23 protein-coding genes are annotated in these 22,353 nt (G+C 70.1%); 4 read left to right on the top strand and 19 right to left on the bottom strand.

What is annotated here, in order from left to right:
• Position 1: 1 nt before the first annotated feature.
• The 5 genes from rfbA to JOD31_RS06050 form a co-directional block, all read right to left on the bottom strand.
• Positions 2–886 (bottom strand): glucose-1-phosphate thymidylyltransferase RfbA, encoded by an 885-nt coding sequence (gene rfbA, locus JOD31_RS06070; protein WP_204949425.1) that lies wholly within the window; start codon positions 884–886, stop codon positions 2–4.
• Positions 883–1,740 carry a dTDP-4-dehydrorhamnose reductase gene (gene rfbD / locus JOD31_RS06065; protein ID WP_204949424.1) on the bottom strand — a complete coding sequence of 286 codons (858 nt, stop codon included), beginning with the start codon at positions 1,738–1,740 and terminating at the stop codon, positions 883–885. Before rfbD ends, rfbA begins: the two co-directional genes overlap by 4 nt.
• Before the next feature lie 7 nt (positions 1,741–1,747).
• Complete coding sequence (gene rfbB / locus JOD31_RS06060; protein ID WP_204949423.1) at positions 1,748–2,791, bottom strand: dTDP-glucose 4,6-dehydratase; 1,044 nt, start codon at positions 2,789–2,791, stop codon at positions 1,748–1,750.
• A gap of 10 nt (positions 2,792–2,801) precedes the next feature.
• Complete coding sequence (rfbC, locus tag JOD31_RS06055) at positions 2,802–3,356, bottom strand: dTDP-4-dehydrorhamnose 3,5-epimerase (RefSeq protein ID WP_204949422.1); 555 nt, start codon at positions 3,354–3,356, stop codon at positions 2,802–2,804.
• A 75-nt stretch (positions 3,357–3,431) separates the two neighbouring features.
• Entirely contained in the window at positions 3,432–4,475 is a 1,044-nt protein-coding gene (locus JOD31_RS06050; RefSeq protein ID WP_204949421.1) for a fatty acid desaturase, read from the bottom strand.
• Between the two features lie 817 nt (positions 4,476–5,292).
• Between JOD31_RS06050 and JOD31_RS06045 the strand changes: the two genes are divergently transcribed.
• From JOD31_RS06045 to JOD31_RS06035, 3 genes are all read left to right on the top strand, one after another.
• On the top strand, positions 5,293–5,478 hold the full coding sequence (locus JOD31_RS06045) for a hypothetical protein (protein WP_204949420.1): 186 nt from the start codon (positions 5,293–5,295) through the stop codon (positions 5,476–5,478).
• 145 nt (positions 5,479–5,623) lie between these two features.
• A complete protein-coding gene (locus tag JOD31_RS06040; RefSeq protein ID WP_204949419.1) occupies positions 5,624–7,435 on the top strand; it encodes a monovalent cation:proton antiporter-2 (CPA2) family protein in 1,812 nt (603 codons plus the stop codon).
• Positions 7,436–7,496: 61 nt separating this feature from the next.
• Complete coding sequence (locus JOD31_RS06035; protein WP_204949418.1) at positions 7,497–7,745, top strand: DUF2934 domain-containing protein; 249 nt, start codon at positions 7,497–7,499, stop codon at positions 7,743–7,745.
• Here JOD31_RS06035 and JOD31_RS06030 read toward each other — a convergent pair.
• From JOD31_RS06030 to JOD31_RS05990, 9 genes are all read right to left on the bottom strand, one after another.
• Entirely contained in the window at positions 7,726–8,613 is an 888-nt protein-coding gene (locus tag JOD31_RS06030) for a Pnap_2097 family protein (RefSeq protein WP_204949417.1), read from the bottom strand. The genes JOD31_RS06035 and JOD31_RS06030 overlap by 20 nt on opposite strands.
• Positions 8,614–8,615: 2 nt before the next feature.
• Positions 8,616–9,881, bottom strand: a complete 1,266-nt coding sequence (locus JOD31_RS06025; protein WP_204949416.1) for an MSMEG_0569 family flavin-dependent oxidoreductase — start codon at positions 9,879–9,881, stop codon at positions 8,616–8,618.
• Between the two features lie 23 nt (positions 9,882–9,904).
• Positions 9,905–10,186, bottom strand: coding sequence for an MSMEG_0570 family nitrogen starvation response protein (locus JOD31_RS06020; protein ID WP_204949415.1), 282 nt, complete (start codon positions 10,184–10,186; stop codon positions 9,905–9,907).
• Positions 10,179–11,336, bottom strand: a complete 1,158-nt coding sequence (locus tag JOD31_RS06015; RefSeq protein WP_204949414.1) for an MSMEG_0565 family glycosyltransferase — start codon at positions 11,334–11,336, stop codon at positions 10,179–10,181. The genes JOD31_RS06020 and JOD31_RS06015 overlap by 8 nt, the downstream gene beginning before the upstream one ends.
• Positions 11,333–12,325, bottom strand: a complete 993-nt coding sequence (locus tag JOD31_RS06010) for a sll0787 family AIR synthase-like protein (RefSeq protein WP_204949413.1) — start codon at positions 12,323–12,325, stop codon at positions 11,333–11,335. The genes JOD31_RS06015 and JOD31_RS06010 overlap by 4 nt, the downstream gene beginning before the upstream one ends.
• The gene (locus JOD31_RS06005; protein WP_204949412.1) at positions 12,322–12,864 is read right to left on the bottom strand and encodes an MSMEG_0567/Sll0786 family nitrogen starvation N-acetyltransferase; all 543 of its coding nucleotides are present in this window, start codon (positions 12,862–12,864) and stop codon (positions 12,322–12,324) included. The genes JOD31_RS06010 and JOD31_RS06005 overlap by 4 nt, the downstream gene beginning before the upstream one ends.
• Positions 12,846–13,994, bottom strand: a complete 1,149-nt coding sequence (locus JOD31_RS06000; protein ID WP_204949411.1) for an MSMEG_0568 family radical SAM protein — start codon at positions 13,992–13,994, stop codon at positions 12,846–12,848. The genes JOD31_RS06005 and JOD31_RS06000 overlap by 19 nt, the downstream gene beginning before the upstream one ends.
• Entirely contained in the window at positions 13,900–14,952 is a 1,053-nt protein-coding gene (locus JOD31_RS05995) for a Nit6803 family nitrilase (protein WP_204949410.1), read from the bottom strand. The genes JOD31_RS06000 and JOD31_RS05995 overlap by 95 nt, the downstream gene beginning before the upstream one ends.
• 145 nt (positions 14,953–15,097) lie before the next feature.
• Positions 15,098–15,580, bottom strand: coding sequence for an MSMEG_0572/Sll0783 family nitrogen starvation response protein (locus tag JOD31_RS05990; protein WP_103122877.1), 483 nt, complete (start codon positions 15,578–15,580; stop codon positions 15,098–15,100).
• Positions 15,581–15,881: 301 nt separating this feature from the next.
• On the opposite strand from JOD31_RS05990, the gene JOD31_RS05985 reads away from it, so the two are divergent.
• Entirely contained in the window at positions 15,882–17,258 is a 1,377-nt protein-coding gene (locus JOD31_RS05985; protein WP_204949409.1) for an aminotransferase-like domain-containing protein, read from the top strand.
• A gap of 34 nt (positions 17,259–17,292) precedes the next feature.
• Here the strand turns inward: JOD31_RS05985 and JOD31_RS05980 are convergent, their stop codons facing one another.
• From JOD31_RS05980 to JOD31_RS05960, 5 genes are all read right to left on the bottom strand, one after another.
• On the bottom strand, positions 17,293–19,035 hold the full coding sequence (locus JOD31_RS05980) for a nitrilase-related carbon-nitrogen hydrolase (RefSeq protein WP_204949408.1): 1,743 nt from the start codon (positions 19,033–19,035) through the stop codon (positions 17,293–17,295).
• Between the two features lie 115 nt (positions 19,036–19,150).
• Complete coding sequence (locus JOD31_RS05975; protein ID WP_246482379.1) at positions 19,151–19,966, bottom strand: TorF family putative porin; 816 nt, start codon at positions 19,964–19,966, stop codon at positions 19,151–19,153.
• 250 nt (positions 19,967–20,216) lie between these two features.
• Positions 20,217–20,513 carry a hypothetical protein gene (locus JOD31_RS05970; protein WP_204949407.1) on the bottom strand — a complete coding sequence of 99 codons (297 nt, stop codon included), beginning with the start codon at positions 20,511–20,513 and terminating at the stop codon, positions 20,217–20,219.
• A gap of 5 nt (positions 20,514–20,518) precedes the next feature.
• The gene (locus JOD31_RS05965) at positions 20,519–21,217 is read right to left on the bottom strand and encodes a tetratricopeptide repeat protein (RefSeq protein ID WP_204949406.1); all 699 of its coding nucleotides are present in this window, start codon (positions 21,215–21,217) and stop codon (positions 20,519–20,521) included.
• A 4-nt stretch (positions 21,218–21,221) separates the two neighbouring features.
• Positions 21,222–22,313: a Rieske (2Fe-2S) protein gene (locus tag JOD31_RS05960; RefSeq protein ID WP_204949405.1), complete on the bottom strand. Its 1,092-nt coding sequence runs from the start codon at positions 22,311–22,313 to the stop codon at positions 21,222–21,224.
• Positions 22,314–22,353 lie beyond the last annotated feature (40 nt).

The raw sequence follows: 22,353 nt of genomic DNA, 5'->3' as shown, positions 1-22,353 counted from the left end.
CCTAGAAGCCTTCTTCCACGCAGAGCTGCTTCAGGTATCGGCCGTAGTCCGATTTCGACAGGCCGGCGGCGATCGAGGACAGGGCCTCGCCCGTGATCCAGCCCTTGCGGAACGCGATCTCCTCCGGGCACCCGGTCTGCACCCCCTGCCTCTGCTGGAGCGTGCGCACGAAGTTTCCCGCGTCGAGCAGGCTTTCGTGCGTGCCGGTGTCGAGCCAGGCGAACCCCCGGCCGAGTTTCTCCACGCTGAGCGAGCCCTCCTGCAGGTAGAGCTCGAGCAGCGACGTGATCTCCAGCTCGCCCCGGCCGGAGGGCCTGATGTCCTTCGCCTTCCGCGACGCGGTTCCATCGAGGAAATAGAGCCCCGTGACGGCGTAGCTCGACGGCGGCGCCTGCGGCTTCTCGATGATGGCGGTCGCGGTCCCCGCGGCGTCGAACGCCACAACGCCGTAGCGCTCGGGCTCGGTGACGCGGTAGGCGAAGACCGTTCCGCCCCCATGGCCGGCGCTTGCGGCCTGAAGGATTTCGGGCAGGCCGTGCCCGAAGAAGATGTTGTCGCCGAGGATCATGCAGGACGGCGCGCCCGCGAGAAAATCCTCGCAGATCAGATAGGCCTGGGCGAGCCCGTCCGGACTCTCCTGCATGAAGAACGACAGCTCGACGCCCCACTGGCGCCCGTCGCCGAGCGCCTTCCGGAACTGGTCGGCGTCGCCGGGCGTGGTGATGATCGCGATCTCGCGGATGCCGGCCAGCATCAGCACCGACAGCGGATAGTAGATCATCGGCTTGTCGAACACCGGCATCAGCTGTTTCGACACGCCGTGGGTGATCGGATAGAGGCGCGTGCCTGATCCGCCCGCGAGGATGATGCCTTTTCTCGTGCTCACGCGTCGTCCGTTCGAAGATGGGCGACGATCGGGCCAAGCGCGGATCGCCAGTCGGGTCGTTGCACGCCCAGATGACGCCTTATCCGATCGCAGTCGAGGCGGGAATTGGACGGGCGCCGCGCCGGCCGCGGCCAATCCGAGGAGGGAACGCCCACCACCTCGCATTCCATCGCGGCCGCCTCGAAGATCGCCGAGGCGAAGCCCGCCCAGCTGACGTCGGGCGCCCCCGCGAGATGATAGAGGCCGGTGCGCGGCGCGGGCTCCCGCAGCCGGGCCGCCAGGTCGAGGCAGGCGCGCGCGACGGCCGAGGCGGGCGTCGGACCGCCGATCTGGTCGTTCACCACGCGCAGCGCCGGCCGGCCTTCGCCCGCCCGCAGCATGGTGCGGACGAAGTTGGCGCCGAAGCGCGAGAACACCCAGGAGGAGCGCAGGATCGCGCAACGCCCGCCGCGCCGCAGCACCTGCTCCTCGCCGAGCCGCTTGCTGCGGCCGTAGGCGTTGATCGGCGCGGTCGCGTCGTCCTCGCGCCAGGCGGCCTCGCCGTCGCCGCTGAAGACGTAGTCGGTGGAGATGTGGACGAAGGGAGCGCCAAGCTCCGCGCAGGCCTGCGCCATCAGGCCGGGCGCCTCGCCGTTGACGACGCGCGCGGCGGCCTCCTGCGCCTCGGCGAGGTCGACGGCGGTCCAGGCGGCGGCGTTGATCACCGCGTCCGGGCGGGCGTCCCGGATCAGCCGCGCGCAGGCCGCCGGATCGGCGAGGTCGGCCTCGTTCCGGCCGACGAAGCGGGCGTTTGGCGCGACCAGCGCCAGCTCGCGCGCGACCTGTCCCGTGGAGCCGAAGACGAGAAGCGTCATAGCGGGCTCATGGCGGCGTGACGCCGAGGCCGAGCCGCGCGGCGCGTTCGTCGATACGGCCGCGCCACCAGCTTTCGTTGTCGAGGAACCACTGCACCGTCGTCGCGAGGCCGACCTGCAGCGTCGTCCGCGGCGCCCAGCCCAGCTCGTCGCGGATGCGGGTCGAGTCGATCGCATAGCGGAAATCGTGGCCGGGCCGGTCGGCGACGAAGGCGATCTGGCGGTCGTAAGGGGTGGCCTTCGGCCGTTTCTCGTCGAGGATCCCGCAGAGCGCGCGGACGATGTCGATGTTTGTCGCCTCGGCGTCGCCGCCGATGTTGTAGCTTCGGCCGACGACCCCGCTGGAGAGCGCGAGCAGCAGCGCCGCCGCATGGTCCTCCACGTAGAGCCAGTCGCGCACGTTGCGGCCGTCGCCGTAGACCGGGAGGGGCCGGCCGCCGAGCGCCGCGAGGATCGTCAGCGGGATCAGCTTCTCGGGAAACTGGAACGGGCCGTAGTTGTTCGAGCAGTTCGTGAGGACGACCGGCAGGCCGTAGGTTGCATGCCACGCCCGCGCCAGATGATCCGAGGCCGCCTTCGAAGCCGCGTAGGGGCTGTTCGGCGCGTAGGGCGAGGTTTCGGTGAACTTGCCGTCGGCGGCGAGCGCGCCGAACACCTCGTCCGTCGAGACATGGAGAAAGCGGAAGCGCGCGGGCGAGCCCGCGTCGAGCCAGAAGGCGCGCGCCGCCTCGAGCAGGTTCAGCGTGCCGACGACGTTGGTCTCGACGAAGACGCGCGGCGCGTCGATCGAGCGGTCGACGTGGGTCTCGGCGGCGAGATGGATCACGCCGTCCGGCCGGTAGTCGCGGAACAGCGCGCGCATCGCGTCCGCGTCCCGGATGTCAGCGTGAGCGAAGCGATGCCGGACCGAGCCCGAGACCTCGGCGACGTTCGCGAGCGACGAGGCGTAGCTCAGCGCGTCGATGTTGAGGACGTCATGGCCTTCGCGGACAGCGAGGCGCACCACCGCCGATCCGATGAACCCCGCGCCGCCGGTCACGATCAGGCGCATGGGCTGGTCCTCATGCGAACGGCGAGACGAAGGCGGCGAGAGGCTGCGCCTCGGCATCCCGGGCGGAGGCGATCGGCTCGATCCCAGCCGGCGCCGGCCAGTCCACGCCGCAGCTGTCCCAGCGGACGGCCCCTTGCGTCTCCGGGGCGTAGTCGGCGGTGCATTTGTAGAGCGCCTCGGTGTCGTCCTCGAGCGTCAGCAGGCCGTGGAGGAAGCCTTCGGGGATGTAGAGCTGCAGCCCGTTGTCCGCGCTGAGCTCAAGGCCGAACGACCGCCCGTAGGTCGCGCTGCTCGTCCGGACGTCCACCGCGACGTCGAAGAACCGTCCCCGGCCGCAGCGCACGAGCTTGCCCTGAGCGTGCGGCGGGGCCTGGTAGTGCATCCCGCGCAGGGTCCACCGGCGCGTCGAAAGCGAGCGGTTGTCCTGGACGAACTCGGGCAGCTCGACGCCCGCCTCGGCGAGCCGACGCTTGCTCCACGTTTCCGAAAGCACGCCCCGGTCGTCCCGGAACTCGGGCGGGGCGATGATGAGCAGGCCCGCGATGTCCGTTCGCTCGACGCGCATGCGCCCCTACATGGCTCCGGTGCGGCCCACTCCGGGGGGCTTCGCGTGAAACCCCGCCGTCGCGTTTTCTAACAATCAGGCCGGGCTGGGGGAAAGCCCCGCCAGGCGCGCCTCCTTGAACGAGATCAGCTTGCGGGCGGTCTCGTCCCACAGCGCGAGCGGCACGCATTTCAGGCTCTCGGTGAACGTCAGCCGCCCCACGGCGCGCAGCTCGGGGAAGTCGCGGAGCACTTCCGGCAGGCGGTAGTAGGGGATGCGGCTCGACACGTGATGCACGTGGTGGATGCCGATGTTCGCCGTCAGCCACTGGAACGGCGCCGGGAGATCGTAGTGCGAGCTGCCGTGGAGCGCGGCTTCCGAGGCGTTCCATTCGTCGCCCTCGCGCCAGTGCGTCTCCTCGAACTGGTGCTGCACGAAGAACAGCCACACGCCCGCGGAGGCGGCGAGCGCGACCACCGGCAGCTGGATGAGGAAGAACGAGCTGGCCCCGACGGCCCAGATCATCAGGCCCGCGATCAGCGCGATGACGACGTTGGTCGCCATGGTGCTGAGCCAGAGCGTCCGTCCCTTGCGCATGAAGCCGACGGGCAGACGGCCCTGCAGGATGAAGACGTACGAAGGGCCGAAGCCGAACATCACCAGCGGGTTGCGGTAGAGCCGGTACCGCAGCCGTCCCCAGGGCGAGCGCGCCCGGTATTCGGCGACCGTGAGCGTGTCGATGTCGCCGACGCCGCGGTGGTCCAGGTTGCCCGAGGTCGCGTGGTGGACGGCGTGGCTGCGCCGCCAGTAGTCGTAGTCGGTGAGGGTGAACACGCCGATCACGCGGCCGACCCAGTCGTTGGCGGAGCGGCGCGGGAAGAACGAGCCGTGCCCGCAGTCGTGCTGGATCATGAACAGCCGCACGAGGAATCCGGCGGCGGGCGCGATCAGCAGCAGGTAGAGCCACACCAGGCCCTGGTTCAGCGCGACCGCCATGGCCGCCCAGGTTCCCGCGAACAACGCGACCGTCAGGCCGATTTCATAGACGCTGCGAGCCGTGCTCGGCTCGTGGTAGGCGCGCAGTTTCCCGCGCAGATGGTTCGCGTCCAGGGAGGCCGTTCGGCTGTCGTCCGGCGCCATGGCGCGTCGCTTTCTGCTGCGGCGGTGAGGCTGCCAGCTCTGGAGAGTTCGAAGATCGATCACGGCAAGTCGTATGCGACGCACCGTCCCGCAAGCCCGCGGGGAGCCCCCGCATATCCTGCGCGGCCGCCGACATCCATCCTTTCGTGCGATCGAGGACGGCTGAAGAGGCGTCGCCCGTCGCGCGGATCGGCGAAATCTTGCGCGCTCGCAACCCCGAGTTCGGCCAGCAGCCGGTGCGCGCGCAGACGGACCGGTCGCGACCGCCGGCTCGCCTGCGGACACACGAGATGGTGACCGACATAGCGGAGGTCGAGCGAGCGGCCGGCGCGCGGCGGAGGAGCTGGCGCCCGCCAAGGCGGTCGGTGTCGACCCGGCGGTCACCCTCAAGATCCCCGGCGGCCCTGAACGGCTCGGAACAAAGAGCGGCTGGCCCGGCTCGCCCGGGCCCGGTCCAGCCGGTCGATGTTTAATAATATAAAATCTATGCAATGAATATATTTATATTGACCCGGCGGCCGGCCGGGCGCATCGTGACCCTGCGTTCGGGTCGCCCCGACCGAACGCCGCGGCTTTTGAATGAGCAGCTTGCGCCGCGTCACCAATCGCTAAAGCGCCACGGCGTGACGAACGCCCGTGGTTCCGACAGCCTCGAAGGTCCGTCATGCCTGCGTTCCCGACGTCCTCTCTCGACCACCTCACACCCCGGCTCCGCACGGCCGCGGGACGATGTCGCCCCTGACGCCAGGGTCGATGTGGTCCGGCCGCCGCGACGGCGCCGGGGTTCTTTCTTGAGAGACGTGAAAAGGAGCGCGCCATGAGCGCAGCGTTCGTCATCGAAGTGCGTGGCCGGCAGGCCGGTCTCGTCGTGCGCCAGGATCGCGGCGGCTACCGCTTTTTCGCGGCGGTCTCCGAAGCCTTCGCGCTCGAAGGCAAGGTGTTCCGCTCGGCCGCCGACGCCAGCCGCGCCGCCCGCGCGATTTTCGCGGCCCCCGCGCGCTAAAACCGTGGCCGATCGGCCACGCCTGCATCCGCGATCGCCCGTTCTCAGCGCCTCGTGACGTCGCAGGCCGTGCATTGGCATGCACGGCGGCGACGGGCCGGTTAAGCCTCTTCGCTCAGGACACGCGAAGCGGGGCTTTTGAACGATGGCGGCTGAGGGCCAGAGCGAACTCGTGCAGGTCGTGGCGCTGCTCGGCGCGGGCGTCGTCGCCGTGCCGATCTTCCGACGGCTGGGACTGGGCTCGGTGCTCGGCTACTTCGCGGCCGGCCTCGTCATCGGGCCGTTCGGGCTGGGGCTGTTCTCCGATCCCGGCGCGATCCTCCACGTCGCCGAGTTCGGCGTCATCATGCTGCTGTTCGTCATCGGCCTCGAGATGCAGCCCTCGCGGCTGTGGGCGCTGCGGCGCGAGATCTTCGGCCTCGGCGTCGCGCAGGTCGTCGCCTCCGGCGCGCTGCTGACGCTGGCCGGCTACGCGGCGGGACTCAACCTCGCCGTCGCTTTCGTCGCTGGCATGGGCTTCGTGCTGTCCTCGACCGCGGTCGTCATGCAGATGCTGGACGAGCGCGGCGAGACGTCCACCGCGCAGGGTCAGAAGGCGGTCTCGATCCTCCTGCTGGAAGATCTGGCGATCGTGCCGCTGCTCGCGATCGTGGCTTTCGTCGCGCCGGCCGACAGCGGCGAAAACGCCGCGGACCGGTGGCGCGAGATCGCGATCGCGATCGTGGCGGTAGCCGGCCTCGTGCTCGCTGGTCGTTACCTGCTGAACCCGATGTTCCGGATCCTCGCCCGCTCGCAGGCCCGCGAGGTGATGACGGCGGCGGCGCTGCTTGTGGTGCTGGGGGCTGCGCTGCTGATGGAGCTCGGCGGCCTGTCGATGGCTATGGGCGCATTCCTCGCCGGGGTGCTGCTGTCGGAGTCGACCTTCCGCCACCAGCTCGAAGCCGACATCGAGCCGTTCCGCGGCATCCTGCTCGGCCTGTTCTTCCTCGCGGTCGGCATGTCGCTCGACCTGGCCGCGATCTCCGTCCACTGGCCGACGATCCTCGCCTTCACCGCGCTGTTCATCGCGGTCAAGGCGGCCGCGATCTTCGGCGTCGCGCGGCTGCTGGGCGCGTCTTCGCGGGAGTCGATCGACCGCGTGGCTCTGTTCGCGCAGGGCGGCGAGTTCGCCTTCGTGCTCTATTCCGCAGCCTCCGCGGTTGGGATCATGGACGCGTCGACCAACGCGATCTTCACATCGGTCGTCATCCTCTCGATGGCGCTGACGCCGCTCACGGCGCTGGCGTTGAAACGACTCATGCCCCACAGCGCGCCGTCGCTCGACGGCGTGGACCAGGCCGACGGGCTTAGCGGGGAGGTGCTGGTGATCGGCTTCGGCCGGTTCGCGCAGGTGGCGAGCCAGTCGCTGCTCGCCCGCGGCTTCGAGGTCTCGATCATCGAGAACGACGTCGAGATGATCGAGGCGGCGGCGACCTTCGGCTTCAAGGTCTATTACGGCGACGGCACGCGGCTGGACACGCTGCGAGCCTCCGGCGCGGGCCAGGCGCGGGCGGTGCTGGTCTGCGTCGACAAGCGGGAGGCGGCCGAAAAGATCGTCGAGCTGGTGCAGTCCGAATTTCCGCTCGCCAAGCTGTTCGTGCGCGCGTTCGACCGCGGGCACGCGATGGATCTCGTGCGGGCCGGGGTCGACTATCACATCCGCGAGACCTTCGAATCCGCCATGGCTTTCGGCGAGGCGGCGCTGGTCGCCCTCGGCGTCCCGGAGGAGGAGGCGGCCGAGATCGCCGACGACGTGCGGCGGCGGGACTCGGAGCGGTTCGCGCTTCAGGTCGCGGGCGACATCCACTCCGGCTCCAGCCTGATCCGCGGCAATGCCCCGATCCCGACGCCGCTCACTCGCCCCCGCCGCGCCGGCCAGATCGTGGACCAGGGGGAGCCGCAGCCTGAGGCGAGCTGACGCCGTCCCCGGCGGAACTTTCACGGTCTCCGCGGCGTCTCCTTCGAAAGGAGAATTCGCAATGGACCGCACGCAGGAAATTCGGGAACGCGCCTACCAGATCTGGATCGAGGCCGGCCAGCCGATCGGGCGCGAGGAGGAGCACTGGGAGCAGGCGCGCCGCGACGTCGAAGGCGCCGAGGCCGACGCCGAAGGCTCCGAAGCCGACAAGGAGAGCCGGCTCGACGAGACGTTGAAGGAGAGCTTTCCGGGCAGCGATCCGTCGTCGGAAAGTCAGCCGGGCGGGGGGATCACCGGCCCCGGCAGGTGAGCTGCTTCGTCGTAAAGATGTCGGCGAGGGGCCGCCCATCCGCGGCGGCCTCCAGCGACATCCAGTGACGCAACTCGCCCGCGACCGGCATCGTCCCGCGCAGATGGACCACGAGGCCTTCGCCGGGCTCCAGGTTGCCGTGGAACACGATCTCGCGCTCGCGGACGGCGACGCCACGGGCCGGCAGGTCGAGCAGCTCCCACTCCGCACGATCGGCGAAGCCCTGATAGGCCGAGAAGTACAGCAGCTCCGCGCCGTTGAAATCCTGGCTCGGGCAAGGCCGGATCTCGAAGCGTCGCGCGCCGTGGCCGCCGCGCCGGTCGAACCCGCGATGCGCGCTCCAGCAGCCCGGCCGCAGCAGCGCCGGCAAGCCGGCGATCGCCGGAGCGGGCTCGAAGCCTCCGAACGCCGGAAGTCCGGGCAGGGCGACCTTGGCGATCGAACGGTTGCCGTCGTCGCCCGTCCGCTTCACGAAGGTCGACAGCAGCGCGACCTTTCCCGCCGGCGCGCCTTTACGTTGAAGCCTATGGGTGCTGGCGAAGCGGGTGCGGGAGGTCCGCGTGATCTCCGAGCGGATCGTAAGGTCGTCGTGCTCGGCGAAGGCGTCGAGAGCGAGATCGTCGGACTGCGCCGCGCAGAAGGCGGCGTAGACCTTCTCGCCGTTGGCGTCCCGGAAGTCCGCGGCGGCGACGCCGCAGAATTCGGCGATGAGCCGCCAGTGCAGGTCGCCGCAAGCCTTCAGCAGCCACGTCTCCGAGAGGCCGCCGAGGCAGAGCTCCGGCATGCCGAGCGTCACCTGCGTGGTTCGAATCGGGCTCGTGAAGACGGTGGCGCCCTCGAGCGCCGAGCGGTCGACCGCGACGTTCACGGTCAGACGGCGACGCTGAGGGGCGCGCGTTTGCGCGAGAGCCGATCGGCGATCCTGGACACCACGAACTCCGCGTCGCGGCCGACCGCGCCGAAGCGGCCGGAACCCCAGGTGTTCAGCCAGGGCAGTCCGATGAAGGACACGCCCTCCACCTCGGTTTCGCCTCGCCTGTGGACCGGCCGGCCCGCGCCGTTGAAGACGGGCGCGTCGAGCCAGCGGAAGTCCGGCGTGAAGCCGATGCACCAGACGATCGACGTGATCCCGGAGCCCGCGAGGCCGAGCGCTCCGCGCTCCGCCGGCGGCGTCCAGACCGGCTGGTAGACGGATGGCGGCGGCGCCTCGACGCCGGTCTCGGCGATGTGCTTGTCGATCGCCGCGTTGATGCCGTTGTAGGTGCGGTCGGCGAAGTCGAGGCTGGCGGCGAGGTTCTCCCGGAAGCGCAGGATCCCGTCGTCGTAGTCCTCCAGCACGCCGTAGAGCTCCATCCCCTCGGTGGCGAAGCGCCTGAGGTCGATGTCGCGGCCGCCGTCGCGGCCGGTGACGTAGTGGTTGGTGTTGTCGCGCACGCCCTCGCGCAAGGGATGCTTGTCGACGGTCATCTCGTAGTAGCCCATGTCCGCGAGCCAGGTGACGACGTCGCGGCCGCGGTAGAACCGGGCGCAGCGCGGCGCCTCGCCGACGGCGAGATGCACCTTGCGGCCTGCGAGGTGGAGGTCTTCGGCGATCTGGGCGCCGGACTGGCCGGAGCCCACGACCAGGACCTCGCCGGCCGGAAGCTGGTCGGCGTTGCGGTACTGCTCGGAGTGGATCTGCGCGATCGACTTCGGCAGTTTCTCCGCCATGCGCGGGATGATCGGCGTGTGGTAGCCGCCTGACGCCACGACGATCTCGTCGGCGGTGAAGTCGCCCTCGGAGGTCGCGATCGCGAAGCCGCCCTCCGGCCGCCGCGTCACGCGCGTCACCGACACGCCCTCGCGGATCGGCGGATTCACCTTCTCCACGAAGCTGCGGACATAGGCGACGATCTCGTCCTTCTTCATGAAGCCGTCCGGGTCGGGGCCGTCGTAGGGGTGGCCCGGCAGGTCGCACTGCCAGTTCGGCGTGACCAAGCTGAAGCTGTCCCAGCGCTGCGTCGACCAGGTGTGGGCGGCGGAGCGCTTCTCGAACACGAGATGGTCGATCTGGCGCTGCTGCAGCCAGTAGCTGGTGGAGAGGCCCGCCTGGCCGCCTCCGACGACGACGACGCTGAGATGCGGAGTTCCGGACATGCTCATGCTGTCCTCCCGGAGGATCAGGTTTCGAAGGAGACGACGGTGACGGGGGCGTCCGGCGCGAAGCGCGCGGAGGCCTGCTCGATCCGCCCGAGCTGGTCGAGCGCGCTGGAGCAGGCGAAGCCGTACTTCGCCCGCACCCGTTCGCTCGCGATGTTCAGGGCCGTGCGGCAGCGCTCGGCGAAGTCGGAGACGGTGTAGCTTTCGCCCGCCGTCATGTACTCGGAGATGACGAGCGAGGGCGAGTAGCAGCTCTCTTCCGCGCCGTCGGGCCAGCGAATGGTGAAGCGCATTTCAGGCATGGGCGGCCTCCGTCAAACGGCTGTAGACGTCGAGATGGGTGCGGGCGACGGAGAGCCAGTCGCGGCGGAGCGCGACCGCCTGGCCGCGCTCCGCGAGCTGCGAGCGAACGGGTTCCGCAAGCGCCAGCATCAGCGCGTTCGCGATCGATCCCGGGTTCAGCGGGTCGCACCAGGCGACGTCCCCGTCGCCGAGGTACTCGGTGAAGGGCGCAATGCGGGAGGCGGCGACCGGCGTTCCGCTCGCCATCGCCTCGAGCGCCACGAGGCCGAAGCCTTCCCGCACGGAGGGGAAGGCGAGCACGTCGGCGATGCGGTAGAGCGCCGGCATGTCGGCGTCGGGCAGCGGGCCGGTGCGGATCAGCGCGCTCGGCGGAAGTCCGCTCGCGGCGACGTCGCGCTCGAAGGCCGCGCGGTAATCGCCGTGGTCGAGCACCGAGGCGCCGCCGGCGATCACCAGCTGGGCCCGCTCGTGGAACCGGCGGACCTGCCCGAAGGCCTCCAGCAGCCGCCGCGCGTTTTTGCGCTCCTCGACGCCGCCGACCGAGAGAATGACCGGACCGGAGCCGAGCCCGAGGCGGACGCGCAGCGTCGCCTCGCGGCCGTCCGGATCGGGGCGGAACCGCCGGGCGTCGACGCCGTTGCCGGCGAGCGTCGCCTCCAGCCCGTAGCGGGCGCGGAGCACGGTGCGCCAGAGGTCGCTGACGACGATCTGGGCGTCGGAGGTCGTCACGGAGCGCGTCTGCAGCGCGGCGACGCGGGCGTCCGCGAAGGCGTCGAGATGATGCACCGTCCGTACGAAGGCGCGGACGAGCCCGTCGTCCTTGAGCGTCGCGAGCGCGTTGCCGGAGATGCCGTCCTGGGCGTGGAACACGTCGAAGCGGCGGTTCTCCGGCTTCGCGAAATGCCGGCGATAGTCCGCGACCCGCGTCGTCACCATGTCGTGCGTGTCGCCGTCGACAGGCGCGGCCTCGACGCAGACGGTCTCGAACACGGTCGGGCGGAAGAACCCGCGGGCCGCGGGATCCGGCGCATGAACCACGGGCGCGTGGCCGAGGTCGTGCAGGGCGGTCGCGAGCTCCATGGCGTGGACGACGCCGCCGCGCGGGTTGACCGAATGACAGAGCAGGGCGACGCGGAGCGGTTCGGTCATGCCGTCGTCCCCCGCGCCGCGCAGCCGATGAGCGGGCGCGCCTCCAGGTCCCAGACCGTCGCGACGCGGCCGCGGGACGCGATCTCGACGCGGCCGCCCCGGGTGATCCCGCCGATGTCGGCGGCGGCGATCCCACGCGCATGAAACCGGCCGAGGATCGCGTCGACCTGATCCGCCGGCGCGGCGATAAGATAGCCGAAGCTCGGAAAGCTCCGCAGCCAGCGATCCAGCGGAACGCCCTCGGGACGGGGCACGGCGTCGAGATCGATTCGCACGCCGACGCCGGAGCATTCCGCGAGCATGGCGGCGGTGCCGACCAGGCCGGCCTGGCTGATGTCCTTGGCCGCGCGGCTGAGGCCCGCCTCGGCGATCTCCGGCAGCAGCTCCAGGTCGCCGCGCAGGCGGCTCGCCGGCGCGCCGGTCGCGGCCTCCCAGTTGTCGAAGGGCTCGCGGTAGCGGCCGCGCAGGTCGATGGCGGCGATCAGGCGGTCGCCGGGCGCCGCGTCGAAGCTCGTCAGAAGGCGCCGCGCGCGGCCGAGCACGGCGACCGAGAGCTGGCCGCGGTCGCAGGCGAGATTGCTGTGGCCGCCGACGATCGGCGTGCCGAAGCGGGCCGAGGCCTCGCGCAGGCCGTCAAGCACGGGCGCCGCGCCGGCCTCGCCGTTCGCCCAGACCGCGTTGACCACCGCGATCGGCCGTCCGCCCATGGCGGCGATGTCGGACAGGTTCACCATCACGCCGCACCAGCCGGCGAACCAGGGGTCCGTCTCCACGAAGGCGTTCATGAAGCCCTCGATCGCAAACAGCAGGTAGCCGTCGCCCTCGGGGATCGCGGCGCAGTCGTCGCCGACCGGCACCACCGAGGCGCCCGAGACGCCGAGGCGCGCGACCGCGGCCGCGATGTCGGCCTTGGCCTCCATCCCGCGGCCGGTCCTCAAGCCCGCCGCCAGCGCCTCGAGATCGACCGTGCTGTCCAGGGCGAGGCTCATGCCGCTCTCCGGACGAGCGTCAGGAAGCCGGCCTCCGGCGTGGCGAAGGGCGGATAGAAGGCGAGGTCCGCCTCCATCCTGAGATGCGGCCGGCCGTGAAGCTCGACGGTCTCCAGCGGACGCCAGCGCAGCCGCTCGAACAGCGGGCCGTTCTGCTCCTGCACATGGGCGAAGAACCGCCTGCAGCCGCGCGCGTGGGCCGAGGACACCGCGAGCCGGATCAGCGCCGCGCTCAGCGCGCCCACGCGCCGGTGGCCGGCGTCGACCGCGAGCCGCGAGCCCCACCAGACGCCGGGCGTCTCCTCGTGGATGCGGACCGTGCCGACCACGGCGTCGTAGGCGACGGCGAGCGACGACGCGGCGACCAGAGGGATCGCGACCTCGTCGATCGCGTCGCGGTCGTCGCCCGCGAAGATCTTCTGCTCCTCGCAGAACACCTTCCGGCGCAGGGCGGCCGCGCCGCGCCGCTCCCAGTCGCCGACCGCCCACTTGATCTGGTAGCCGGCCGGCACGAAGGGCGTCACCGCTTCGAAGAACATGCGCTCTCTCCGCGTTCGTAGGCCGCAAGCGACGAGCAGGCGCCGCACTTCGCGCAGCCGGCCTTGACGTCCACGGAGCGCAGGCCGCTTGCGATCAGCATGCGGGCAAGGGGGCCGAGGATGGAGGCCATGAAGGCGGGCGGCGGCGTCGGGTGGCTTTCGAGCGGGGTGCCGGAGATCGGCGTGAACGGCACCACGAAGGGATAGACGCCGAGGGCCGTCAGCCGCTCGCAGACGGTGAGGATCTCCTCGGCCGTGTCGCCGAGGCCGGCGAGGATGTAGGTCGAGACCTGGGCCCGGCCGAACACCGGAACCGCCGCCGCGAAGGCCTCGAAATAGCGCTCCAAGGAGACCGTCGCCTTGCCGGGCATGATGCGCTGGCGCACCGGCTCCGACACCGCCTCCAGATGCATGCCGAGCGCGTCGGCGCCAGCGGTCCGCAGGCGTTCGAACCAGGCGTCGTCGTCCGGCGGCTCGCACTGGACCTGGATCGGCAGGTTCACCCGCGCCTTCACGCCGACGCAGCTGTCCGCCAGCACGGCGGCGCCGCGGTCCGCGCCCTTCGGCGTGCCGGTCGTCATCACCATGTGCCGGACGCCGTCGAGCCGGACGGCCGCCTCCGCCACTTCGCCGAGCTGGGCCGGCGTCTTGTGCGCGATGGTGCGGCCGGCGGCGAGCGACTGGCCGATCGCGCAGAACTGGCAGGTCTTGGTGCGGCTCTGATAGCGGATGCAGGTCTGCAGGACCGTGGTCGCGAGCACGTCGCGGCCGTGCAGCGTCGCTATGTGCCGGTAGGGCACGCCCTCGGCCGTCGTCAGCTCGTAGAACTTCGGGCCGAGCGGGAACGAGGCCTCCGCCACGACCGCGCCGTCGCGGGTGATGCGGCTGCGGCCGAAGGCGTCCGGCTTCTCCACCAGATAGGGGCTGTCGAACGCCGGCGCGGTGTGCACCGGCGCCATCACGGTCATGCCGTCGATGGTGATCGCCTTGTGGTCGGATGGCCCCGCGCCGCCGCGGCGGCTGGCGGCGCCGGCGCTAGGGTCGACGAGCCGGACCCCGAAGGACTGCAACTCGTTGATCAGCTCCTCGGTTCGCAGCGTCGGCTTCGGCTTGGTCGGCATCGGCGTCATCGGATGCGCTCCAGGAAGGAAGGGTGGCGGACCGGCGCAGCGGCGTCTGCGGCCGGTCGTCGAGGACGAGGCTGAGGAGCTCGGGCCGGGCGTAGTGGCCGATCGAGTCCATCATCCGCTTGCGCTTGGTCACCAGCGCCATGTCGAGATCGGCGATCAGAATGCCCTCTCCCTCGGTGAGCGGCGGGGCGAGATGCGCGCCCTCCGGCGAGACGATCGCCGTCATGCAGCCGCCGGTGAGGGCCTTGCGGAGCTTTTCGTCAGGCGAGATCCGGGCGCGCTGCGCGTCGGTCAGCCAGCCCGTGGCGTTGACGACGAAGCAGCCGCTCTCCAGCGCGTGGTGACGGATCGTCACCTCCATCTGGTCGGCGAAGATCGGTCCGACCATGGAGCCCGGGAACTGGGCGGCGTGGATCTCCTCATGGTCCGCCATGAGGGCGTAGCGGGCGAGCGGGTTGTAATGCTCCCAGCAGGCCAGCGCGCCGACGCGGCCGACCTTGGTGTCGACGGCGCGCAGGCCCGAGCCGTCGCCTTGGCCCCAGATCATGCGCTCGTGGTAGGTCGGCGTGATCTTGCGGCGCTTGAGCTTGAGCGTCCCGTCGGCGTCGAAGATCAGCTGGGCGTTGTAGAGCGAGCCGTGGTCGCGCTCGTTCACGCCCAGCACGACCACGAGGCCCCGCCGCCGCGCCGCCGCCGACACCGCGTCGGTGACGGGGCCGGGCACGACGACGGCGTGCTCGTAGAGCCTCAGGTGCTCTCCGCCGGTCGTGACCGGCGGATGCACGAAGGAGAAGTAGGGGTACCAGGGCAGGAAGGTCTCGGGGAACACCACGAACTCCGCGCCCTTGCCCGCCGCGTCGTCGAGCGCGTTCAGCACGCGGTCCAGCGTGCCTGCGCCGTTCTCGAGGTCGGGCGCGATCTGGACGGCCGCGGCGCGGACTATGCGTTGTTCTGTCATCGGCTCATCCTCCCGTCGTCGTCATCCCGGCCGAAGCGAAGCGGAGAGCCGGGATCGTCCTCCGCGGAAGGCGCGGCGAGGCGCCATATCCTGAGGACGATCCCGGATCGGCCCGCGCCGTCCGGGAGGGCGGCTGTACCGCCTCTCAGAGGGTCCAGGTGTCGAGGATGAAGGCGTTCTCCTTGCGGTGCAGGAGCACGATGTCGAGCACGTCGAGCGGGCTGATCGGCGTCACGCCGGGGATCAGGGCGCCTTCGCCGTGGCCGTAGAGCGCCTGGAGCGCGAACCGGCAGGCGTAGACCTTTCCGCCGTCGGCGAGGATCTTCTCGATCCGATTGTTGAAGTTGAGATGGCCCGGGAAGGCCTCGTCGCCGAGCTTCGGGAAGCCGCGCTGCACGCCGAGGGTCACGCCGGGGCCATAGAGCAGGACGGAGGTCTCGAAGCCCTTGGCGATCAGGCGCGAGGCCTGCAGCAGGTTCACGAGGCCGATCGAGCCCTCGAAGGCGACGGTGTGGAAGGTGACGAGCGCCTTTTCGCCGGGCGCGGCCTTCACGTCCTCGAACACCTTGGTTTCGTAATCGACCAGGAAATCGCCCTTCTGATTGGCGGGCTTCGTCACTGCGGGCATCGCTCTCTCCTCGTGTGGGCTCCGCGGCGAGGGCCGCAGGTCGCAAACGGAGGAGCAATCCGCGTGCCAGTCGCCGCTTTAGGAATGCAGTCATTAAACGGCGCAATATACATTCAATAATACATTCAATTATGCCTCGGATGCCTACCTTGAAACGATTGGTTCCTTGGAGATGCGCAGGATGGAGGCGCCGGATGCGCATCTGCTGGGCATGAAATTGAATGCATTGATTGGGCGCTGGACGGACGCTTCAATCCAGTCAATATTGCCTGCGACGCCTCTGTGAAAGCCGCGACAGTCGATGCCCTGGACCCCCGACCTGACGCTCAGCGACAAGCCCCGCTACCTCGCGATCGCTGACGTGATCGCGGCCGACGTGACGTCCGGCCGGCTTGCCGTGGGCGATCGCCTGCCGCCCCAGCGCACGCTGGCGAAGCGCCTTGACATGGATTTCACCACCGTCGCGCGCGGCTATGCCGAGGCCCGCAAGCGCGGCCTGATCGACAGCCGCGTGGGGCAGGGCACCTTCGTTCTCGGCGCGCCCAAGACCGCGGCGCTGCGGGCCTCCGCGCGGCTCTCCGCCGACCTCACCATGAACCTGCCGCCCGAGCCGACCGAACCGGAGCTGCTCGAGATGATGCGGGGCGGCCTTGCGCAGGTCGGCCGGGACCTCGTGGGCCGGCTGCGCTACCAGGGCTTCGGCGGATCGCCGGCGGACAAGGACGCGGCCTCGGCCTGGCTCGGCCGCCGCGCGCTCGTGCCGACGCAGGACCGGCTGTTCGTGACGCCGGGCGCGCACGCGGCCCTGCTCGGCATCCTCGGCATCCTGGCGAAGCCCGGCGACGTGGTGCTGTGCGAGGCCGTCACCTATCCCGGCGTGCGGGCGATCGCGGCGCAGCTCGGCATCCGGCTCGTGGGCCTCGCGATGGACGCGGACGGCGTCACGCCGGCCGCCCTCGACGAGGCCTGCGAGCGGCTTGGCCCCAAGGCGCTCTACCTCAACCCGACGCTTCAGAACCCGACGACCCTGACGATCTCGGAGGAGCGGCGCGCGGCCCTCGCCGACGTCGCGAGGCTCCACGATCTGCCGATCGTCGAAGACGACGCCTACGGCTTCATCCCGACCCGCAAGATCTCGCCCTTCGCGGCGATCGCGCCCGACCTCACCTGGCACGTCGCAGGCCTCGCCAAATGCATCGGCGCGGGGCTGCGCGCGGCCTATGTGGTGGCGCCCAGCGCGAAGGCCTCGTGGCCCTTCGTGGCGGCGCTGCGGGCCGCGAACGTGATGGCGTCGCCGCTCACCGTCGCGCTCGCCACCGCCTGGATCGAGGACGGCACCGCCGACGCCATCCTGCGGTTCATCCGGGCCGAGACCGCGGCGCGCCAGAAGCTCGCGACCGAGATCCTGCCGGCGGGATCCTTCGTGGCGGACCCGTTGAGCTTCAACCTCTGGATCCCGCTGCCGGCCCCCTGGAACCGCTCGTCCTTCGTCGGGCACCTGCGCGACACCGGCATCGGCGTGGTGGCGAGCGACGCCTTCGCCGCCGGCGGACCTCCGAGCGAAGCCGTGCGCGTGTGCATCGGCGGCCCGTCGACCCGCGACGAGATCCGCCGCGCGCTCGAGTTCATCGGCCACGCGCTGGCCGAGCCGCCGGAGCTCGCCTCGTCCTACATCTGACGCGCGCTTCCCCTCAAAGGGGCAGGGACGCGCCTCAACCCCGGACGTTGTCCCGCGCGACCGCCAGCGGAACGTAGTGGTGCGGCTGGCGCATCGTCACGAGGTCCTTCCGGCGGATCGGATTGGTGGGGTAGGGGGTCGCGAGGTTCGTCGTGTCGAGCGTCGAGACCGCGACGCCTTCGCCTTCGAACACGACGGACTCGGTCCGGGGAAAGGTGAAGGTCTCCGGCCCGAACACGCCGCTCTTGCCGGCATAGCCGCGCTCGGCGTCGACCACGTTGGCGAAGGCGAAGACGACGTTGTTCTCGCCCGCCCGCGCCCGGAAATGGTGCCAGTGCACGGGGTCTGCGCCTGTCGGGATGGGGTAGCTCTGCCGCACCGTCGTGCCCGCGTGCCCGTAGGAGAACACGCCGCCCTGCGCCGCGGGGCAGGCGATCAGGTCGCAGCCCTTCAGCGCGAGCACGCGGCCGGCCTCCGGGAACAGCGCGTCGTGGCCGATCAGAAGGCCGACGCGCCCCAGCGGCAGGTCGAACACGCGCCAGCGGTCGCCCGCCGTGGCCCAGGGCCGGTCGTGGTCGCTGAGATGGGTCTTGCGGTAGCCGCCTGCGACGCCCTCGGGGCCGACAAGCACGGCGGCGTTGTAGACGGCGTCGCCCTCGGCCTCCGCAAGGCCCGCCACGATGTGGACGCCGAGCCTGGCCGCGATCGCGTAGAGGCGCGTCACGGCGACGCCCGAGAGCGGCTCCGCCCGGCTCGCCGGATCGTCGAGGCCGGTGAGCGACAGCTCGGGAAACACGACCAGGCTGGCGCCGCGCGCGGCGGCGTCCGCGGCGAGCTCCGCGATGCGGGCGAGGTTGGCGTCGACGTCGGAGGTCGGGCTGAACTGCGCCGCGGCGACCTTGGAGACGCGGCCCGCAGGCAGCGGCTGGTGGCCATAGAGGCCGTGGAAGTCGAGCGGGTTCCAGCCGGACTGGCCGGTCGCGAGCTCGGCGTAGAGCTCGGGGCGGCGCTGGGCGAAGGTCGGCTCGCCCAGTACGGTGCGCGCGCGCGCCCGGTCGGGGTCGATGTCGGCGTAGATCACGCCGTCGCCGCCGTCGATCGCCGCCGCGATCGCGCCGTCGGGTTCGATCACGCAGCTGCCGCCGGAGAACTGCACCGTGCGCTCGAGCCCCCAGCGGTTGCTCTCGATGAGGTAGCAGGAGTTCTCGAACGCGCGGCTGATCCAGTAGGGCGCCGGGGTGCGCTCCGACAGCCAGTTGGAGACGTGGCAGATGACGTCGGCGCCGTCGAGCGCGACCAGGCGCGCCGTCTCCACGAAGTGGATGTCCATGCAGATGAGCAGCGTGATGCGGCCGATCGGCGTCTCGAACACCTGATGGCCGAGATCGCCCGGGGCCGCCCATTTCGGCTCCGAGATGTAGGGGTGGCTTTTCCGGTGCTTGCCGACGAGGCCCTCGGGGCCGATCAGGGCGGCGGAGTTGAAGTAGAGGTTGGTCGCCGGGTCGACCTCCGGCATCCCGATGACGATGTAGGTTCCCGTCTCCCGGGCGAGCGCGGCGAAGCGATCGGTCGTCGGCCCCGGGATGGTCTCGACCTGGGAGGCGACTTCGTCCCGGTCGAACCAGCAGTACCCGGTCGTCCCCATCTCGGGCGTCACGATCAGCTTCGCGCCGTTGTCCGCCGCTTCGCGGGCGAGCGTGAGCAGGCGCGCGATGTTGCGCTCCTTTTCGAACATGGTGGGTTCGAACTGGACCGCGGCTGCTTTGAAGATCGGCACCGTTATCTCCGCCGGCGAAGACGACGCCGCAGGACGCGGGCGTCGTTCAAACAGGAAAAGGCGTCGCGCCTGATCAGGGGCGCGACGCCGCGGCTGAAAGCCGGAGTGGGGTCGGTTACTTCAGCTTGCTGAAGGACGTGTCGAACGACAGGCTCGCCATGTAGCGATCGCCGCACGAGTTGAACTGGCCGATGAAGGTGGCGCACTCGCGACGCGACAGGTTGCTGTCGGTGTAGCGGAGGTCGAGGGTCATGGCCTTGTAGGTGAAGCCGACGCCGGCGTTCCAGAAGGTGTAGTCCGGAAGGATGGGCGACTTGATCCAGAACTTGCCGACTTCGGCCGAGACGTAGGCGCCCACGTCCGGGATCGGCATCAGCGACGACGGGATCGAGTACTTGGCGAACAGCGAGCTGTGGGTGCTGTCGTCGCCGATGTTGACGAAATCGCTCGTCCAATAGACGTTGGCGCCGACCGAGAAGTCGGCGGTCACGGCGTACTTCGCGATGCCGTAGATCTTCCAGAAGTCGAGCGAACGCGTGCCGTTGATCTGGCCGACGTAGTCGATGTAGAGGAAGCCGGCGTCGAGGGTCAGCGCGTCGAAGGTGTGACGCACGCCGCCGTAGTAGTCGAGCTCGGCCGTGGGATCGGCGCCGCCGAAGTTGACGTTCGACGCCCAGAAGCCGGCGTAGACCCAATCGAACGCCGAGACTTCGACGTAGCCCTGGACCGCCGGATCGCCCTTGCTCTGGCTGACGCTGCGCAGGTTGTACTCGGTGGCGAACTTCACGCCGAACGAGACGTCGATCGGAGACATGGTCTCGACGACGAACGCTTCGGGGGCGGCGAGATCCGCGGCCATGGCGGCGTCGCTCAGCGGCAGAGCTGCGGCTCCGACGAGCGCGGCGCAGGCAAGTTTCAAAGCGTAAGACATTCCCGAAGATCCCCGTCAGACAATTCTGATAAGCCATCTAAGCTTCATCTAGATGTCATAGCTAGGCCAAAAATGCTGCGCTGGCGAAGATGAGAAGCAAGTGTTGCGAGAATGCAGCACTTCGGATTGGCGATTAAAAGATTGGAAAGACATGCATATGCGGGACAAGACGCCGCATGTTGCTCGCGGTGATCAGGTTAAAACTATGCGAGGGTGCCGCAGCAAAAGGCATTTCGGCTAGATGAAATGATCAAACAAGCGGCAGCTCGCCGCGTTTGAACAGAAAGATGCTCGAGCCGGGGGTTGCGCTGCTGGCGCAGGGCACGTGCAGCTGTTCGGTCAGGTACCGGAACACGATGCGCGCGGCAGCGGCCGACAACGTCGGCTTCCAGAGCCAGATGTCGCGGTCCTGATCCACCGCGTTCTCGTGGAACAGCGCCGCCGTCGCATCCTCCGCGCAGCCGACGCGCCACTCCGTTGGATTTCCGCCGAATTCCTTGATGTAGCTCAGGAATTCGAACTTGACCTGCTGCGGGCTGAACACCATCGCGGTCAGCCGGGGGTCGGGTTGAGGCGGGCGTGCCGGGAGGTCTCGGCCGTGCGCGAGCGCCAGCGATCGACGCCCGCGGCGCCCTCGCGCTTCTCGTCGGCGGACATCTGGCCGGCGATCGCCTCCAGCGCGTTGAGCGCGGAGCCGACCCCATGCTGGGCCGCCAGCGACAGCCAGACATAGGCCTGCGCCCGGTTCTTCTCGACGCCTATTCCGTTGGCGTACAAGAAGCCAAGACGCGCCTGCGACGGGTAATGGCCGGCCTCCGCCGCCGCGCGATACCAGCGCGCCGCCTCCACGGGATCGAGCCCGACGCCCTGTCCCTTCGAGCAGAGGGTCGCGAGATTGTACTGCGCGAAAACGTCGCCCTGTTCGGCGGCGCGCCTCAGCCAGGCGGCGCCGGCGGGGACGTCGGTCGCGACGCCCTGTCCCATCGCCAGCATGGCGCCGACGTTGGTCTGCGCCAGCGGATTGCCCGCCTCTGCACCTTCGAGATAGAGGGCGAACGCCTTCGGCAGCGAGGCCGGCACGCCCTCGCCGTGGGCGTACATCGCGCCGAGCCAGGTCTTGGCCTCCGCGTCGCCGGCGTCGGCGAGGCTCGAGAACTGCGCGAAGGCGTCGTCGAAGTCGCCGCGCTTGTAGGCGGACACCGCGGCGCCGATCACCGTGGCGTCGTCGACGGGGATCTGAAGGGAGAGCATAGGGTCAGCCTCTCGGATTCTGGAACAGGGGCTGGGGAAGGTCCTCGCGCGGCGCCCGGGCCACCCGCTCCGCGAGCGCGCGCTGCATCCAGAGGCCGTGCGGTTCGGCCTGGCGGGGAGGCGGCGCGCCGATGGTGTCGGGCCGGAACTGCGTGCCCCAGCGCGACAGCGCGAGATGCTCCTGCGCGGCCTCTCCGGCGCGGCGGTCGATCTCTGCGCGCCAGAAGCCTGCGCTCGTCGCCGAGCCCTCGCCATAGACCGAGACGCGGCACAGCGTCTGTCCGATCGCGGTCGGCTGCAGGACGACGACGCAGGTCTCGTCGGTGGTCGCGAACAGCACGAGGTTCGGAAACAGCCAGGCCGTCCGCGCTTCGCGACCGTCGGCCAAGGTGGTCACGCCGAGGAGCCAGCGGTCGCCGTCGTCGAACAGCGGCTCGCCGCCGGCGAGATGCTGCCCGGCGAGCTTCCAGTTGGCGGGATGCTCGAGCCAGATCTCCTCGGAGCGGGCGCTCTTGTGGTTGCCGAAGAAGCCGCCGAGCTGGTTCAGCGTGGCGAGGCTCGCCTCCGGCGAAGCGGGCGCGACGTCCAGGTTGACGAAGATCAGCGGCCCCCAGCTGCGGACCTGGGCGGTCAGCAGCCGCTCGGGACGCAGCCCGAGATACTGGTGCATCTCCGGCGCGCCCTCGCCGAGGTCGCGCGCAGGGATCGCGGGCCGGTCGCGGCTGTAGCCGCAGGAGGTGAAGGAGCACTTGGTCTTGGCGCCGGTCTGGCACTGCAGCGGCACCATGCGGCAGCCGCCGTGCTGCGCCTTGTTGAAGCGCGCGGCGAGGCCGCCCTCCGTGCGCTGCACGTGGACGCCATGGGTTCCGATCGTGAAGGGCAGCAGGTCGCCGACGTGGGGGATCGCCTCATGCGCGCCGACGCAGATCCAGTCCCGCGTCCACACCGCCTCGTCTTCGAGCAGGGTGAAGGGCAGGGACCGGAACGCCGCCGGCGGGAGCACGCGGGCCGCGTCGCCGAGGGCCTCGGCATAGAAGGCGGAGGACGCCAGGTCGCGCCCCTCGTCGTGATAGCCGAGGTCGGGTCTGTGCGACATGGTCCGATCCCTCATCGATCGATGGAAGAGCCGGCGCCCG

It is taken from the genome of Methylopila capsulata, from assembly GCF_016907975.1.
GTDB lineage: Bacteria > Pseudomonadota > Alphaproteobacteria > Rhizobiales > Methylopilaceae > Methylopila > Methylopila capsulata.
This window is presented reverse-complemented; position numbering and strand designations above follow the sequence as displayed.